The 16,549-nt window shown below is 56.0% G+C and carries 15 protein-coding genes and 2 pseudogenes; 9 read left to right on the top strand and 8 right to left on the bottom strand.

Annotation, left to right across the window (positions count from 1 at the left end; translation table 11 throughout):
* Window positions 1-61 precede the first annotated feature (61 nt).
* On the top strand, window positions 62-544 hold the full coding sequence (locus BUQ73_RS22330) for a glutathione peroxidase (protein WP_027918347.1): 483 nt from the start codon (window positions 62-64) through the stop codon (window positions 542-544).
* A gap of 187 nt (window positions 545-731) precedes the next feature.
* Entirely contained in the window at window positions 732-1,835 is a 1,104-nt protein-coding gene (locus BUQ73_RS22325) for an NADH:flavin oxidoreductase (protein WP_079229714.1), read from the top strand.
* On the opposite strand, the gene BUQ73_RS22320 is transcribed toward BUQ73_RS22325, so the two are convergent.
* A complete protein-coding gene (locus BUQ73_RS22320; protein WP_079229713.1) occupies window positions 1,804-3,018 on the bottom strand; it encodes a glycosyltransferase family 4 protein in 1,215 nt (404 codons plus the stop codon). The two genes, BUQ73_RS22325 and BUQ73_RS22320, sit on opposite strands and share 32 nt — an antisense overlap.
* Window positions 3,019-3,151: 133 nt before the next feature.
* Between BUQ73_RS22320 and BUQ73_RS29040 the strand changes: the two are divergent.
* A pseudogene (locus BUQ73_RS29040) lies at window positions 3,152-3,919 on the top strand (PAS domain-containing protein); the annotation flags it as partial.
* A gap of 162 nt (window positions 3,920-4,081) precedes the next feature.
* Window positions 4,082-4,516, top strand: coding sequence for a methyl-accepting chemotaxis protein (locus BUQ73_RS29035; RefSeq protein WP_416171834.1), 435 nt, complete (start codon window positions 4,082-4,084; stop codon window positions 4,514-4,516).
* A 66-nt stretch (window positions 4,517-4,582) separates the two neighbouring features.
* Here the strand turns inward: BUQ73_RS29035 and BUQ73_RS22310 are convergent, their stop codons facing one another.
* Entirely contained in the window at window positions 4,583-4,972 is a 390-nt protein-coding gene (locus BUQ73_RS22310; RefSeq protein WP_079229711.1) for a hypothetical protein, read from the bottom strand.
* A gap of 83 nt (window positions 4,973-5,055) precedes the next feature.
* Window positions 5,056-5,256: pseudogene (locus BUQ73_RS22305) on the bottom strand (EI24 domain-containing protein); the annotation flags it as partial.
* A gap of 372 nt (window positions 5,257-5,628) precedes the next feature.
* Between BUQ73_RS22305 and BUQ73_RS28420 the strand changes: the two are divergent.
* On the top strand, window positions 5,629-6,285 hold the full coding sequence (locus BUQ73_RS28420) for a hypothetical protein (RefSeq protein ID WP_161492854.1): 657 nt from the start codon (window positions 5,629-5,631) through the stop codon (window positions 6,283-6,285).
* 5 nt (window positions 6,286-6,290) lie between these two features.
* Window positions 6,291-6,875 carry a biosynthetic peptidoglycan transglycosylase gene (locus tag BUQ73_RS22300; RefSeq protein WP_161492853.1) on the top strand — a complete coding sequence of 195 codons (585 nt, stop codon included), beginning with the start codon at window positions 6,291-6,293 and terminating at the stop codon, window positions 6,873-6,875.
* Window positions 6,876-7,637: 762 nt separating this feature from the next.
* On the opposite strand, the gene BUQ73_RS22290 is transcribed toward BUQ73_RS22300, so the two are convergent.
* On the bottom strand, window positions 7,638-8,183 hold the full coding sequence (locus BUQ73_RS22290; protein WP_079229708.1) for a recombinase family protein: 546 nt from the start codon (window positions 8,181-8,183) through the stop codon (window positions 7,638-7,640).
* Between the two features lie 257 nt (window positions 8,184-8,440).
* On the opposite strand from BUQ73_RS22290, the gene BUQ73_RS22285 reads away from it, so the two are divergent.
* Entirely contained in the window at window positions 8,441-10,060 is a 1,620-nt protein-coding gene (locus BUQ73_RS22285; protein WP_152031595.1) for an SEC-C domain-containing protein, read from the top strand.
* Window positions 10,061-10,191: 131 nt separating this feature from the next.
* On the opposite strand, the gene BUQ73_RS22280 is transcribed toward BUQ73_RS22285, so the two are convergent.
* A complete protein-coding gene (locus BUQ73_RS22280) occupies window positions 10,192-10,344 on the bottom strand; it encodes a helix-turn-helix domain-containing protein (protein WP_237772725.1) in 153 nt (50 codons plus the stop codon).
* 356 nt (window positions 10,345-10,700) lie between these two features.
* On the opposite strand from BUQ73_RS22280, the gene BUQ73_RS22275 reads away from it, so the two are divergent.
* Window positions 10,701-11,057, top strand: coding sequence for a hypothetical protein (locus BUQ73_RS22275; RefSeq protein WP_079229705.1), 357 nt, complete (start codon window positions 10,701-10,703; stop codon window positions 11,055-11,057).
* A 226-nt stretch (window positions 11,058-11,283) separates the two neighbouring features.
* A complete protein-coding gene (locus tag BUQ73_RS22270; protein WP_079229704.1) occupies window positions 11,284-11,940 on the top strand; it encodes a zinc ribbon domain-containing protein in 657 nt (218 codons plus the stop codon).
* 704 nt (window positions 11,941-12,644) lie between these two features.
* Here BUQ73_RS22270 and BUQ73_RS28265 read toward each other — a convergent pair.
* The 3 genes from BUQ73_RS28265 to cysZ form a co-directional block, all read right to left on the bottom strand.
* On the bottom strand, window positions 12,645-13,442 hold the full coding sequence (locus BUQ73_RS28265; RefSeq protein WP_152031594.1) for a hypothetical protein: 798 nt from the start codon (window positions 13,440-13,442) through the stop codon (window positions 12,645-12,647).
* 767 nt (window positions 13,443-14,209) lie between these two features.
* Entirely contained in the window at window positions 14,210-15,499 is a 1,290-nt protein-coding gene (locus BUQ73_RS22265) for a site-specific integrase (protein ID WP_079229703.1), read from the bottom strand.
* Between the two features lie 54 nt (window positions 15,500-15,553).
* Window positions 15,554-16,318 carry a sulfate transporter CysZ gene (cysZ, locus tag BUQ73_RS22260; protein WP_079229702.1) on the bottom strand — a complete coding sequence of 255 codons (765 nt, stop codon included), beginning with the start codon at window positions 16,316-16,318 and terminating at the stop codon, window positions 15,554-15,556.
* Between the last annotated feature and the right edge of the window lie 231 nt (window positions 16,319-16,549).

The following is a 16,549-nucleotide window of genomic DNA, read 5'->3' as shown; positions in this document are numbered from 1 at the left end:
GCCTTTTTAGTGGGCGCAATTCGCCCCCTGCGGCAACCGGGAACTTGAGAGGGGATTCATCATGAGTGCATTTCACGACCTGACGTTGAAGGCGCTGAACGGCGAGGATCTGCCCCTGGCACCGTTCAAGGGCCAGGTGGTGCTGGTGGTCAATGTTGCCTCCAAGTGTGGTTTGACGCCGCAATACGCCTCGCTGGAAAAGCTCCAGCAGCAGTTCAAGGGCAAGGGCTTCAATGTGCTGGGCCTGCCCTGCAACCAGTTCGCCGGCCAAGAGCCTGGCAGCGAACGGGAAATCCAGGATTTCTGCAGCCTGAACTATGGCGTGAGCTTCCCGCTCGGCGCCAAGCTTGAAGTCAACGGGCCGCAGCGCCACTCTCTGTACCGCCTGCTGGCGGGCGAGGGCGCCGAATTCCCGGGGGACATCAGCTGGAACTTCGAGAAGTTTCTGGTGGGCAAGGATGGCCGGGTGCTGGCGCGTTTTGCCCCGCGTACCGCGCCGGATGATCCGTCCGTGGTACAGGCAATCGAAAAGGCCTTGAGCTGACTGCACACCTTGTGGGGGCGGGTTTACCCGCGAATGCTGCAGTGGCCATGCCGATGCATTCGCGGATAAACCCGTTCCCATAGTCGTCCACCACGATACCTGCGAATCACTCAAATCAATAATGCTGGGCCCAGCCCCGCGCTGCCCCTACCCTCAGGCGCATTTCCTCCACCAGACGGAAGCGCCAATGTCCACCAACCCACTGTTCCAACCCTTTACCCTCGGCGCGCTCGAGCTGCCGACCCGCGTCGTCATGGCGCCCATGACCCGTACTTTTTGCCCCGGTGGCGTGCCGCACGCTGGCGTGGTCGAGTACTACCGCCGCCGTGCCGCAGCAGGTGTGGGACTGATCATCACCGAGGGCACCACGGTCGGTCACAAGGCCGCCAACGGTTACCCCAATGTGCCGCGCTTTCATGGTGAAGATGCCTTGGCCGGCTGGAAGCAGGTAGTCGACGCGGTGCATGCCGAAGGTGGCCGTATCGTGCCGCAGCTGTGGCACGTGGGCACGGTGCGCCGCCTGGGTACCGAGCCGGACGCCAGCGTGCCGGGTTACGGGCCGAGCGAGAAGCTCAAGGACGGGCAGGTGCTGGTGCATGGCATGACCCATGACGATATCCGCGAAGTGATCACCGCCTTCGCCGACGCGGCCCGCGACGCCAAGGCCATCGGCATGGATGGCGTGGAGATCCATGGCGCCCACGGCTACCTGATCGACCAGTTCTTCTGGGAGGCCAGCAACCGCCGCAGCGACGAGTATGGCGGTGACCTGGCCGGCCGCTCGCGCTTCGCCATCGAGCTGATCCAGGCCGTGCGCGCCGCCGTGGGGGCGGACTTCCCGATCATCTTCCGCTTCTCGCAGTGGAAGCAGCAGGACTACAGCGCGCGCCTGGTGGAAACCCCGCAAGCACTGGCCGCATTCCTTGAGCCGCTGTCGGCGGCAGGTGTGGATATCTTCCATTGCTCGACCCGACGCTTCTGGGAGCCAGAGTTTGAAGGTTCCGAGCTGAACCTGGCCGGCTGGACCCGCACACTCACCGGCAAACCGACCATCACCGTCGGCAGTGTGGGGCTCGATGGCGAGTTCCTGCAGTTCATGGTCGACACCGACAAGGTGGCCAAGCCTGCCAGCCTGGAAGGCTTGCTGCGTCGTCTGGGTGATGAAGAGTTCGACCTGGTGGCGGTTGGCCGCGCACTGCTGGTGGATGCCGAATGGGCGCAGAAGGTGCGTGAAGGGCGTGAAGCGGATGTGCTGCCGTTCAGCCGTGAGGCGTTGACGACCCTGGCTTGATCGCCAGCGCGGCGCCTGTCGGCCGGGTGCCGGCTGGTGCCGTATGGCAGGCGTTCAACAGGTGTGATTCGAACTGCTCGACGATCGCGGGCCAGCCTTGACGGCTGGCGTGCTGGCGGGCATTGAGGCGGACCCGGCGCAGGGTCTCGTCTTCTTCCAGCAGCCAGCTCGCGGCATCGATGAACGCGCACTGGTCGCCAGGCATGGCCAGTGCGCCGCTGTGGCCATGGCGGATATGCTGGGCTGCGGCGGCTTCGTCGTAGGCGACTACGGCCAGGCCCGAGGCCATGGCTTCGAGTACCACGTTGCCGAAGGTTTCGGTCAGGCTCGGAAACAGGAACAGGTCACCGCTGGCGTAATGCTCGGCCAGCGCTTCGCCGCGCTGAGCGCCGCAAAACAGCGCATCCGGCATCTGCTGCTCGAGGGCTGCCCGCTGCGGGCCATCGCCCACCACCACCAGACGCAGACGTCGCTGTGGATAAGTCTTCTGCAAGGCTTGCAGGCAGGGTTGCAACAGCCCCAGGTTCTTTTCTGCGGCCAGGCGCCCGACGTGCAGTACGGCGATGTCGTCGGCGCCGAGCCCCCAGCTTTCCCGTAACGCCTGGCTGCGGCGGGCCGGGGAGAACAGGCTGGCGTCGACACCCCGGGCCATCAAGGCCAGGCGCTCGAACCCGCGGCGCTCCAGTTCCAGGCGCTGGCTGACGCTAGGTACCAGCGTGGCGGCGGTGCGCCGATGGAACCAGCGCAGGTAATGGGTGAGCAGGCGCGCCAGCAGGCCGAGGCCGTATTGGCCGGAATATTGCGGGAAATTGGTGTGAAAGCCACTGACCACGGCAACCCCCAGGCGCCGGGCAGCGCGCAGGGCGCTGAGGCCCAATGGACCTTCGGTTGCGATGTACAGCACGTCCGGGCGCTGCCGGCGCCAGCGGCGCAGCAGCTTGTGCATCGACACTTCGCCCCACTGCAGGCCGGGATAGCCGGGCAGCGCCCAGCCACGGCAGAGCAACAGGCCCTGTTCATCGTTCGTCGGTGCTTCGTTGGCTTGCCGCGGGCGAACGATTTCTACCTGGTGACCGCGCTGTCGCAAACCTTCGCTGAGGCGGCCAAGGGTGTTGGCCACGCCGTTGATTTCGGGTGGGAAGGTTTCGCTGACGAGGGAAATGCGTAGGGCGGGTGTATTCATGACAAAAAGTGTCCGCCTGCTGCGTTGCGCTCACATGACAGCCTTGTGACGCGCAGGTGACGCCTGATTTCCGGCAGTTTCGGCTTTGTGAATATTTCTTTTCAGGGCGCTCAAGCGGCACGACGCGCAGCCGATGAAGATGCATCCGAATCGGTTGATGCGCTCCGGGAGTGCGGTGATGTTCAACAGCAAGCTCAAGAAAGAAATCCAGCAACTGCGCGAAGAGCTGATGGCCGTCGAGCAGGTCAAGAGCAGCCTCGACAGCGAGATGCTGGTGCTGCAGCTCGACCCTCAGGGGCGTATCGAGCAGGTCAACGGCAACTTCGAGAGCGAGATGCTCTACCGCGCCGAGCAACTGATTGGCCGCAACATCGAAGACATTGTGCCCGCGCACGTGAAAAAGCTCGATTTCTACCAGCGCATGAAAAACGCCATCAGCCGTGGCGAGCACCTCAACGGCGCCTTCCGCCTGCTGCGCGGCAACGGCCAGGAGGCGTGGCTGCGTTCGATCCTGCAGCCGGTGAAGAGTGTTGATGGTCGTATCAGGCATTTCTCCATGCACTCCAGCGACCTGACCCGCACCATCGAAGCATCGCGTGAGCACGAAAGTCTGATCAAGGCGCTGATGCGCTCCACCGCAGTGATCGAGTTCAACCTCGACGGCGAGGTACTGACCGCCAACGACCGCTTCCTGCAGTCGGTGGGTTACAGCCTGGAACAAGTGCGTGGCAAGCATCACCGCATGTTCTGCGAACCGGCAGAAGCCAGCTCTGCCGGCTATCAGGCCTTCTGGGACAGGCTGCGCCGCGGCGAGTACGTGGCCGACCGTTTCAAGCGGGTCGACGCCCATGGCCGCACGGTCTGGCTGGAAGCCTCGTACAACCCGATCTTCGATGCCCATGACGTGCTGTACAAGGTGGTCAAGTTCGCCACCGTGATTACCGATCAGGTCAATCAGGAGCTGGCCGTGGCGCAGGCTGCCGACATTGCTTACAACACCTCGCTGGAAACCGACAACAGCGCCCGCAAGGCCACCGAAGTGGTGACCCAGACCGTGGACGTGATGCGCGGCCTTGAAGGCTCCATGCAGGACGCCGCCGAGGGTATCCAGGCACTGGACCAGCAGTCCAAGGTGATTGGCGCAATCATCAAGACCATCAGCGACATCGCCGGGCAGACCAACTTGCTGGCGCTCAACGCCGCAATCGAAGCCGCCCGCGCCGGCGAGCAGGGCCGTGGCTTCGCCGTGGTCGCCGACGAAGTGCGGCAGCTGGCCTCGCGTACCAGCAGCGCCACCGAGGAGATTGCCAAGGTGGTGCAGCAGAACGAACAGCTGGCCCAGGCGGCGGTGGATATCATCGATACCAGCAAGCGCCAGGCAGAGCAGGGGCTGGCGCTTGCTGCGGATACTGGCGGGGTGATCGTCGAGATCCAGGAAGGAGCGAAGAAGGTGGTGGATGCGGTGGGGCAGTTTTCAAGCAGGCTCAGCCACTCCTGATTGAGCAGCGAAAGGGGCTACATGGCAGCCCCTGCAGGATTGATGCACAGGCGTTGGAGCGTGCTGTCAGCCTTTGGCTTCAGTCTCTTTGATGTGTTCGTAGACCAGGGCCATGACGTCGTTGGCGATTTCGACCGAAATGTCCACGCGGGCTTCTTCAGGCATCGTGTGCTGAACAGCGTAGAAATCGCCACCGGTCCCGACCTGAATGGTGTGTCGCTCGTTGTTCAGCACTGCCTCAGTCAGCATCTCCACTAGCGATTTGCTGAAAATGACCGTACCGTCTTGGGCGGCCGAATAGAAAATCTGATCGTAGGGGTGAGAGACGCCTGCGTTTTCCAGTGCCTCGCGCAGCCGCCACTTCACGCGATGTTTGGCGACCTCTGTGCCCTGACGGTGCTCAGCAACACCCGCCAGTTCAATGTAGTCCTTACTTTTTGCGTCGTAGAATTCCATGATCGTTCTCCAGGTTTCAGGCCACGGTATTGCGGCCTGAAACGTATTGGAGTTCGAACGGGGCGATGGTGAGCGGTAGATGTTTATTGAACGCGTTCACGCACCCAGAACAGCGTGGCACCTGCCACCGCAGCCGGCATCATCAGCACGTTCACCCCCGGAATCAGCAGCGCCAGATAGGTGATGCCGCCAAAGCCCAGCGACTGCCAGCGCTTGCTGCGCAGCCAGGCGAGCATGTCCTGCCAGCTCATCTTGTTGTTGTCCGCGGGGTAGTCGATGTACGGATAAAGCAGCCTGCACCGTCTGAAAGCCGCGTAATTCAACGCCTTTCCCAAGGAAGTGAACGGCGAATGTATCAGTAAGGCGGATGATCTGGGAAGGCAGGGCAAGCTCTGTGTTAGGCAGGGGAGCAGTAGGCATCAAGGAGCCTGCGTGATAGCGTTACGCCTTCATTCGAGCTTGTATTGGCTATGCATCAACGACCAGCAGCTGGGCGGCGATCTGGTCGAGTAGAGGCAGGAGTAACTCATGAAGCATGGACATGTGGATTTGGTTTGGGCGGATGAATCAAGTGCAGCAAGTGAGTCTAGAATTTTAGAAGTTGATCGGTTGATCGGTTAGTTGCGCGCCCTTGAGTTGATTTCAGGCGTTAGCGTATGGACCTTTTAGGTGGCGTAATTATGGCGGTTTGTGAAACTTTGGTAAGCTTGGCTCTATCGTTGAAGAGCTGTGTCCTCGGCTGGCTTAGTAATGTCCATGAATTTGGAATGGTCTCCTCGAACTACGGTTCGTTGGCTGCGGCTCTTGTAGTGGCTTTTGTTCTGTTCTTCATTCGCGAGTTGTTTATACGAGCTTCCGATTATTCAGGGGTGTTCTACGTAATGAGCACGGTCGAAGATTCTACGTATAAGCCGTACAAGGGCATGAAGCTGTTCCATACTCTTGTCTTGTGTTCAGACGGGTACGTTGTCTCTGGTACATCAGAGAAGACAGGTGATATTGATGCGGTACGCGCTTACGAATATCCCGGGGCTACCAAGATAAGAGGAGAAGTCAGCGGTAGGATAGAGCGCAACTATTTTTGGAATACCGTAATGAATCTCCATATTGTGGAGCAAGGGGCGGAGCGCGTCAGCTCGTCATTCATGAGCATAAAGGTTCGTAGGATTAAATGTAAAGGTAGTACGGATTCTGGTAAGTTCTATTCGACAGCGGCCCAATCTAAAGGAGTGTTGATGTGTGGCAGAGAGTCATTCAAAGAGCATCCTATAGGGCATTCACCCTTCCTATCTACATCGGTATCGGGCTCGTAAAACTGGTGCGGTATAGTTCGATAATTGATGATTATAATAAGGTTGTCGCCGTTGTTAGAGGGTTGCGTGGTAAAGGGTGTGAGTTAATAACAGTATCTTTGGTTAGGGCTTTAGTGGTCGGTGAGGATCATAGGAGTGCTCTGCACTATGGTGTAGATCCTCTGGCTATTGTTCGTGCAATTAAAGTCCGGATGGTTGAAGGTAAGCGCCAAGGTGCTAGTACGGTTGAGCAGCAGTTGGTTAGGGTTGTTACTGAGCGGTTTGAGAGAACTCTACGGAGGAAGTTAAGAGAGCAAATTCTTGCCGTAATGCTTGCCTCAACTTTTAGTAAGAATGAATTGGCTCGATCGTATTTGAAAGTTGCTTACTATGGGGTTGCGCTTATTGGCGTTCAAGGTGTAGAGCGGCTTCGCTTTGGATTGACGCCGGCTTCTGATGCTGCAATTATTGCTCATCTGAAATATCCCAGGTCCTTGAGTGCCGATGGAGATATGGCGGCTAAGCATTCAATAAGGGTGAGTCATATCAATCTCCTTCTAACTGATAGGAGGTTTACATGCTGTTTGGCTGAAGCTGGTCTTACGCAGTAATTATCCCTGCCTCTGGGTTGGCATTATAGGAGGCGGTATCAAGGTTGTCGGCGCCTCGAGGTTAAAGGGTAAGTATATGGTTCTGAAATATGCCATGATGCCATCAAGATCGAATTCGTTCCAGCGCCGAGGTGATTGCATCTGTATTGGTATCTAATGTCTGAGAGCCATCATTGTTCTCGTGGACGTTCACGCTGCCCCGCTGTCAGTATCCACGTACTGACTTTCTCTGTGGCTACCTGAACGTAGTCTGGTTCATCAGCATTATAGACGCGGTTCACGGAATGCTAGACTCGCGCCACTGGCGTCCCCCTGAATTCTCAAACGCGACATTCGCCCTTTGTAAATTGCATGCGCTTCTCTGGGGGACAAATATAGAGCAGGTACTGGGCCATCGTCTTAAAACTCATCCGATGAGGAGCGGTGCTTAACCCTCTTAGCGCTGGCTTCTGGCATGCGAGATTAGAGTTTCAAAATATGACAGGCACTAAAGTGCCGCCCAGCGGGCTGCTATGAGCGCAGGCGCTCTATTCCTGAAGCAATGGTCTCTGCGTGGGTGTCCAGCGTCTGAAGCGCTACCATCGCGTTTTGGAAGGTATTCTCTGAGCCTCTGGCTCGTAGCCATAGGGCAATGTCTTCAACGCTAGCACGTATAGCCTGTTGGTTCATATGTAGTGCTTCGAGGGCGTCCGCTATTACCGCGTCCCTGTCATCCATGTTGCATCCTCAGAGTGAGCAAACTTACGAATCGAATGACCTTAGTCAGACGTTGGCCTTCATTGCGCGTTGTACGGTGCTCAGGCTGACTCGCAAGTTCTCAGCAGCCTTGCGGAACGATAGTCCACCACTCACAGCAGCACGTATTGCTGCGTCATCCACTGTCTTGGAGCGGCCTTTATACACACCTTTCTCCTTAGCCTTGGCGATTCCCTCTCGCTGACGCTCCTTGATCATAGCTCGCTCAAACTGAGCTACAGCTCCCATCATCGAGAGCATCAGGTGCTGGGTCGGGTTGTCTTCGCCAGTGAACTCCAACTGCTCTTTATTAAAGCGGACATGGACGCCCCGCTTGGTCAGGTCTTCCACTAGCTTCAGTAGATCCGCCAGGGAGCGAGCAAGCCTGTCAATGCTGTGTACCAGAATGGTGTCGCCCTCACGCACGTATTCCAGCATGGCCTGAAGCTGGGGGCGGTCAGTGGTAGCGCCGCTGAGCTTCTCGGTGAAGACCTTATCTAAGGCAACACCGTCAAGCTGGCGGTCTACGTTCTGTTCTGCCGAACTAACTCGGATGTACCCAACTCGTGCCATATCCCTGTCTCTGTATTCATTTGGCTCTAGATGTTTGGAGTGTGGCTGTATTCATTGTCAAAAGCAAGCCTAATGAATACGGGTTGCAGGCGTTATGTGTATTCACCAGCTGTGGTCGGTTAGGTAGAGGTAAAAGAATACTCGAGTCCTGTGCATCATCAGCCCCTCCGGCTTGTACGTCACATGTCTATCATTCTCCGATAATGGGCGCAGGCAGATCCCTGCTCCTTGCGGATCAGATTTTCAGGACTGCCCGAATGTTTACCAAGCCAGGTCGTAACGCCTCATGCCCTTGCGGGAGTGGGTTAAAGTTCAAGCGCTGCCATGGTAATGCTGATGGCCTAGGCCGGGAGCATCAGGTAGGGGGATCACATATGCGGGACGCGTTAGAAGCAGCGATCTCGCGTCATCAGGCACAAGAATTTCAGCGACGCGAGCAGCAGGGGCTTGGCAAGCCGATCATCTCTTCAACATTCCATGATCACAGGCTCGTCGCCGTTGGTAGGAAGATTCATTATTCAGCCAAATGGCGGACATTCCATGACTTCCTATATGACTACCCCAAGATGGTTCTAGGTCGTGAATGGTGGCATGCCGAGATTGATAAGCCAGTGGACCAGCGCCATAAAATCCTCCACTGGGCGACCCGTAGCTATGAACAATCCAGAGCACACGTTGAAGCCGTAGGGCCGGGCAGTGCTCAGCCGATGACAGGGGCCATCGAGTCATATATGCGATTGGCTTACGATCTCTATAGCTTGGAGCACGCTGTGGAGGTTCAGCGATTACTGATCGACCGTATCAAGTGCTCTGACAACTTCCCTGGTGCGCTCTATGAGGTGCGAGTGGCCGCTGCTCTTCTTCGAGCGGGCTTTAGCTTGGACCATCAAGATGAAACTGACAGGCGTAGTACCCACGTTGAGTTCATTGCGACTCATACATCATCAGGGGCGATTTACGCTGTTGAAGCAAAGCGGAGAGAAGGCAAGCGGATGAATATCAATAGGCAGATGAGTCGAGCCTTGAGCAAGCATTCGGATCATCCCCGCATAGTCTTCATCGACACGAATGACGCACGCTTAGAGAAGGGGAGGAAGCGGCCCGCTCCTGTGGTTCTGGTAGAGGCTGAAAGTATGCTCAAAAGGTTTGAGCTGGACCCCTTAGCGAAGTCGCTCCCTGAGGCTTACATCATCGTAACGTATGACCCGCACGAGCATCATCTTGATGCTGTTGACCTACCTTCTGGTCTGCTCCTGTGGGGATTTCATATTGCGGATCTGCACCCTGGGGCTAAAACCCTTCTTCAGCAGGTTGAGATTCAGCGGCGACACGCCCCAGTCTTCGCCTTGATAGAGTCGATGCAGAAGCACAGACGCATTCCCGTGACGTTCGATGGAGAGCCTGATGCATTCATTGGCGGTCCGCCTGGAGCTAGGCTTCAGGTTGGTCAGCTGCTACAGGTTCCAGGCCCAGATGGAGCATTGGTGAAGGTGAGGCTGGAGAGTGGCGTCGTCATGGCCGAGCAGAGAGAAGCTTGGTGTGTTGTGTGCGGCAATGAACAGCGTTTTATTACTAGGATTCCGCTGTCCGATGAAGAGTTACATGCCTACGCTCAGCATCCTGCAACCTTCTTCGGTGTCATTGACAGGAATGCAGCTCGCTCGGCTCCAAGAACTGAATTGGACTGGTTCAATTTCCTATGGGAATCCTATTCGAACACCGCTAAAGATACCTTGATTGAGTTCATGGGGCAGGCACCTGATATCGAGTGCTTAAAAGCGCTGACTCAGGTGGAGTTGGCCACTGAATACTGTGCCCGCATGGCCTGTGTGATGCTAAAGCAGATGGGGGATAGAACAGGCGGGGACCTGGCTTAGTCTCTCCGCCTTCAATCCCAGCAATTCCGTGGAGTGTGCTGCGAGTAATCCACTCCACCGAGGCGTTCAAGGCGGCGCGTCAAATAGCTATCAATTAGCTTCAGGTATGGTTCTTAAGTGGGATGTGCTGCTCACATGCCTTCGAAGAGGTCCGCGATGCTGACGCCCAAGGCGTCGGCCAGCACCTTGATGGCGTTTATGGAAGGGTTGGCACCCCCTGTCTCGATGCGAGACATGTAGGTCCTGGCGAAGCCGCACCGATCAGCAAATGCTTCCTGACTCATGCCCATAGACACACGCAGCTCCCTGACTCGGGTGCCGAACTGGTGCTGAAGCGCTGGAGACGGAGGGGGTGCAGGCATTCCCCAATGGTCCAGAGATGTGATCTAATCGGACACACACTAATCGTGACATCGAGATGCCGATCTACCCCAGCGTCTGAGGATTGGTGTCAAGAGGGAAGGCCAGACCTATGTCACTCTGTCAAGGTAGGCACGAGCTGGCTTGGTTGTAAGCTTTGCCCTGTAGCTCGCGTGAGGCGTGAGCTGTAAGTCCCCTGGTAAGTCAATCAGTAAGAAACCCAGTAAGACCGTAAGACGTAAGGCCACAGACCAAACCTACCTCTCACTGGAGAATACTGATGATTGAACAACAAGCTTCAAGCAATGGCGTAGCCGATAACGGTCAGGGCACCCTATACATGAAGCGAGCCCTCTTCGGAGATGTAGCTGACCTGATCCGGACCAATCCCAAGTCCGCCACTGTAATGCTGAACCTTTTGGCAATGGTGTATAGCGATGGTGTCGTGGAGACTACCTTGGCCGTAGTGGCTGATCAGTGCGATATGACGCTGAAGGACGTAGGAGTGGCGATTGCTCACCTTTCAAACGTGGGCTTGATCTGCTCAGTAGAGGCTTCCATTGAGCCGGGAGGACCACTCACGTGTGTAGTGAGCCCTGGCTTGGCTTCGGCAGACAAGCCTGAAGTGTGCGTGTAATCCCCTAATCACCCTATGCCCGTCTGCCTTGACTGATGCTCGCCTTTGAAGCAAGGCGGGCCTTAGCCCATCATCAACTGATCGCCCAGTTAATCAGCATCAGCACCCTGTGTCCTGAGCTTCAGGCTTACTGCCGTCTAGGCAGGTGATAAATGCGTTGATGTGTTGTAGTGACGACCCCATGCCCGTGTAGGGCAATCCCCTACCGAACCTTAAGGATATTGTTATGGCAAGGAACTTTCGCAATCCTGCGAATGGACACGTTGAAGAAGTGAGCGGGGAAGCCGCTGGACTGGTAATACTACTTGGCCCCATCTACCTTGCATTTAAGGGCCTCTGGGGGCACTTCTTCCTATGGCTGCTTGTGGTGGGAGGCTTCTCGTTAGCAACTGGAGGGTATGGAATCGTCTTTGCTCTACCTATCGCAACCATCGCTTATGCAGCAACCATAAACAAGATTATTGTAAACTCCTACCTCCGCAGGGGTTGGCAAGAAGTAAATGTAGCACCAGATCAGGCTACAGGCCAAGCAGTTGTAACTATCAGCGGCCAGAGAGACTGCCCCTATTGTGCGGAGTTGATCAAGGCCCAGGCTAAGAAGTGTAAGCATTGTGGTTCAGAGGTAGAGCCTCTGGCTCAAGGGGATTCAAATACTGTTGGTAAAGAGCAATGGTTTGTAACCTTGCCCTTCGCTTCTAATAAGGAGTGCAGAGAGATAACTGATAAGGTTCGACGCAGTGGTTATGAAGTGCCATCAGAGACTTCTAAATATATACGGGTAGGCCCTTATACTACTGAAGCCCTGGCTTCTAATGCTCTTCACTCGCTTGCAGGTGATCTTGGCCTTCAAGGTGGCGTCTTGGAGAGTGCATCGATTCTGTAGATTGCTAGGCAGTGGGGCAGAGTACAGGCCTCACAAAGCTGTATGGGAGTACTGCGGCAGTATATGTGGTGACGTAGCCGTCACGGCGGATTACTTTGAGTGAAAGACAGAAGAAGAGCAGGGTGGTACTGCTCCACTCCCCCTGGCTGAAGAGTTAACCTGCGCCTGCCGGCTTGGTTCCTGTAGTGGGTAGGGGAGCAATAGTCCACTATATCGTTGGTTTAGATCTCCCATTAACCTGTGGCGCGGCGTCACGCGATAATACACCTATGCCGCTGGGCATAATTAAGATTAAGAGTTAAAGCGGAGAGGGGCAGCACAGCCCCTTTCTCTCCTTCTGCTAATAGAGTTACTATCTCGCCTCACGGCATGTTTGCAGCAGGGGGCAGGGCGGAAAGCCCCCAAAGCTTTTAATCTTAACCTTGCAGATAGACGGTGACGATCGTCACGCAGTAATAACTTCTAAAGGAGTAAAGCAAGATCAAGAGCAGGGGGCTTGTTTGCCCCTTCTTTGCTGCATAGAGGTGTTATCCGTGCTTTGGGCACCGGTTATACCCCTGTGGCGTCTACGCCACTCTTCAAAAGTTCCATTACCTTACGTCATCCTGTCCGGGATTTACCTTGCATATAATATGGTGGGCGCGGTTTAGGAATTCCGGACAAATAGGAATTGATCTTAACTCCACGGCATCCGAACGGTGGAGTTATAGCCATCCTTCTGCTTCGACATAGTCAAGGAAGTGATCACGTCCAGACGGCTCAGGGTAGAAGTTAGGCTTCTCAGTATGATCATGAGTAGAGAGCTCCAGGTCCGGGTTGCCTTCAAGATCACCAACTGACCTGATTGATCTATCCAGCAGCCTGTCGAGGGGCTCTTTACCGTAATCAGGTACTGCCAGTTTCCAGAGGAATCGCAGTGCTGAGTAGCGCTGCTTAGAACGGGCTAATTCCGCTAGTTCGCTGTCATCGTCTTGGCAGGTTCCATGAGCTGTGATGAATTCGGTGATGTACTCATCAGCACGACTTCTGAGATCTAGTGCCGCACTCGCTAGGCTCTTGAAGCTTGAACTGGGTGCGCCTTCGTCAATCCAGTCTGCTGTGAAGATTGCATTACAGTCTTCTTCGGAAGCGCGCTGTTTTACTTTATCCTTGATGCGCTTTATATGGTCGGCACTGTAGTTGCTCTGATAACGGCCTTTAGTCGTGTCCCATGTGCTACCGTATTCCTGGTGCAGTATCGCTCGCAGCTCGTAATCTCTGATTCCATGTGCTCGTCGAGCGAGTTGGAATACTCTATCGACTGATCGTGCGAAGGGGGTGGAGATGCATGCTGCGCATTTAGGCGGCTTCTTGGGTTTCGGAATGCTCTTCGTTAAAGTTCTGACTCTTCGTTCTGGAAGTCCCGTGGCGGCCATGATCTTTGGAAGAGACATACCCTCCCTCCGGAGTTCAATTGCTTTATGTTCTTCGGGGGTTGTTGGTGTTGCATTAACGTTGCTCATTGTTCTTCCTTGATTTAGTTGGGGTGCAGCCCTCCTGTGTTCCTGTTCGTGCAAGGAGCGATTGGCCATATCGCAGACAACACGAAACCCGCTCTGCTCAGTGGCCTATTGTCTTGAACAAGCGAGATGGTGATCTGATAGGGAGGGTATTGCAGATGTCAGTGGCTCTGACAGGTTGCTCATAGTACGGATGTGTTATCGGGAGTCAAGCTTCTAAGGTTGGTTAAGATTGCTTTAGCCACTGTTTTTGTTAATGCAGTACATGTCATGCTGCACTTATCACTCATTCAGTGTATTGACGCACGGGCCTCCTGGCGCTTCTGTCCTCTTAATGGTCATCACAAGGCCCTGAGCACAGTAGTCGCTTCTAAGGTGTAGGAGGGGAGCTATCTCAGGCTTACAGCCTTATCTTGCGAGAGCGCGGTGAGATCGAGTTGAGCTGAGTGATAGCCATAACTCTATCCCTCTTATCTTCCTAATCATCGAACATTTGCAGGTTGCTGATCTGTCCGCTGGGTGTAGGGCGATGGCCCCGAACATCAAGGCGCTCAATCGACTGCATCACCTTGTCATGGCAGTTTTGCCGAGCAGGCCCGCGATCTCCATGGGCTCGCCCTGGGCTAAGGCAGCCACCATCCCTGTACCTTGCGATGGTGGTGGCAAGCGATGGATCGTGCTGTTTAGGCTTTCAGATCCATTGGAATCGTATTCAAAGCCTCCAGCATTGCTTTCAGAGGACTACGGCTACCGTAGATGCTAGGGGCCTGTCATTTGTCAGGCAGCAGCCCAGCAGCTTTAGCAAGGCTAGGCAGCTTCTGTATCTCAACCGCCATGCGGGACAGTGGATTAATGCCATAGCTATCTCCGATGTGGCCAGACGCATGCCCAGTTATCCAGTCGCTTACTTCCTTGGGTATCCCGTGCTCCCTTGCAAGGGTTTTGAAGCTGTGACGGAAAGCATGCAGTGGATTACGGCCTGCCCGGTAAACACCGCATCGCTGAGTGATTGGACGCCATGACTTGGAGACAATCCCTGCAAAGCCGTCGCTTACCTTCACTAATTGAGGGAAGATCCTTGTTCCTGGCAAGCGACCTTCTACGAGAGTCAGTAAGCCTAGGGCGATCAGGTCAGGATGAACTGGGATCTCCCTGCGGCTGCTGTCGGTCTTAACTGACTTGTCAGGTCGGTCGTCAATGATCCGAATGAACCACGAGCCACCTTCATGCTGGTGGACATCCTCAATATAGAGTTGGGCCAGCTCTTCGCGCCGGGCACCAGTGTATGCGGCCATCAACGGTATCCAGAACACCGCGTTCCCCGGCCGACCTTCGGCAGCTCTAAGCTGCTGGAACTCAGCGTGGCTGAACAGATTGACCAGCTCGCTCCAGCTATACCCTCGGTTATCATCCAGGCGGCGCTTCGGTTTGCCTGACCCCAAGCGCTTATGAATGCGGGATGCTGTTACCGGATTTGTTTCAAGCAGACCTGAATCTACTGCGAAGGCCATTACTGATGACAGCCGTGCTAGCAGCAGGCGAGTTGATGAGGTAGCGAGAGGCTTAACCTTGTCGTCACTTGGCTGAATCAGGTTGGCAGCGAACGCATGGATATCTGAGGGCTGAATCGCCGTAACGGATCTGTCCCCCATGTCTGAGATGAACCGGTTGACGGCGCGGCTGTAGTCGACTGCATGCCGCCGCAGCACGTATTCGGACCTGCCTGACATAGAGATGGATTGAACGTAGCGGGTGAGCGCCTCTGACAGCCTTATAGAGCTTTCTTTGAGGACAGGCAGTGTAGGCGTAGGTAGAGGCTGACCTACCGTCTTTGGCTTGCAGGGCTCAACGTGAAGGCCCTGGCGGGCATCGTTAAACAACCTCTCCGACTCCGCATACGCAAGTGCAAACGCAGCCTTCGCTTGATGGTGGTGCCGGGTGTTCAGCGAACGACGAATCTCAGTTTTACCGATGATCTGCCGTAGGTCATCAGGCACCCTGCGACGTAGGTAGTAAATGCCAGAGTCGGGGTGCCTGAATGGTTGTGCTATCAGTGCCATGTGTACCAGCCTTGTGTATCAGTCGGCTGGGAAAGAGCATCGCTTACGTGGTTATCAGGCGGTCTGATTGGCCGGTTTGGTGACGCGGGTATCACCCTTCTCACGCACCCAGAACAACGTAGCCCCCGCGACCGCAGCCGGCATCATCAGCACGTTCACCCCCGGAATCAGCAGCGCCAGGTAGGTGATGCCACCAAAGCCCAGCGACTGCCAGCGCTTGCTGCGCAGCCAGGCGAGCATGTCCTGCCAGCTCATCTTGTTGTTGTCCGCCGGATAGTCGATGTACTGGATGGCCATCATCCACACCCCGAAGATCAGCCACAGCGGCGCGGCCACCACGTTGACCACCGGGATCAGCGACAGGATGAACAGGCCGATCGCCCGTGGCAGGAAGTAGCCGAGCTTGCGCATCTCGCGGCCGAAGGTGCGCGGCACCATGGCCATCAGCTCACCCCAGCTGAAGGCCGGGAACGGGTCTTCACCACGCACGACCACCTCGACCTTTTCCGCCAGAAAGCCATTGAACGGCGCGGCGATGACGTTGGCCACCAGGGTGAAGGTGAAGAACACCATCAGCACCAGCAAGGCGACGAACAACGGCCACAGAATGTAGGAAAGGAAGCTCAACCAGCCGGGCAGGGTCGGCATCAGGGCGTCGAGCCACAGGTTGAATTCGTGGCCGGCGAAGTAGATCAGGCCGCCGAACAGCAGCAGGTTGATCGCCAGCGGCAGCAGCACGAACATCCGCAGGTTGGGGCTCAGCACCAGTTTCAGGCCTTCGCGCAGGTACTGGGGGCCAGAGAGGACAGGGGCTTGCATCGGGATACTCCGCAGAGAAGGGAAAACGCGCTGACCTTACCGAGTTTGCCGCGCCGACGAAAGGCAGGCGGACATGAAGAAACCGGCTGTAACAAATGTGCCAGGGCCGTTTGCGCAGGTGAAATTCGCAGATAGAGGATGCCTATGAGGTGGATTGTCGAAGGATATTTCCTTAATCTTTGCCACCTCGCTACAGTGCGCTCAACTTTCCGCTTTCTGGGCCTGCGCGTT

Origin of the sequence: Pseudomonas putida, assembly GCF_002025705.1 — a bacterium.
Lineage (GTDB): Bacteria > Pseudomonadota > Gammaproteobacteria > Pseudomonadales > Pseudomonadaceae > Aquipseudomonas > Aquipseudomonas putida_J.
This window is presented reverse-complemented; position numbering and strand designations above follow the sequence as displayed.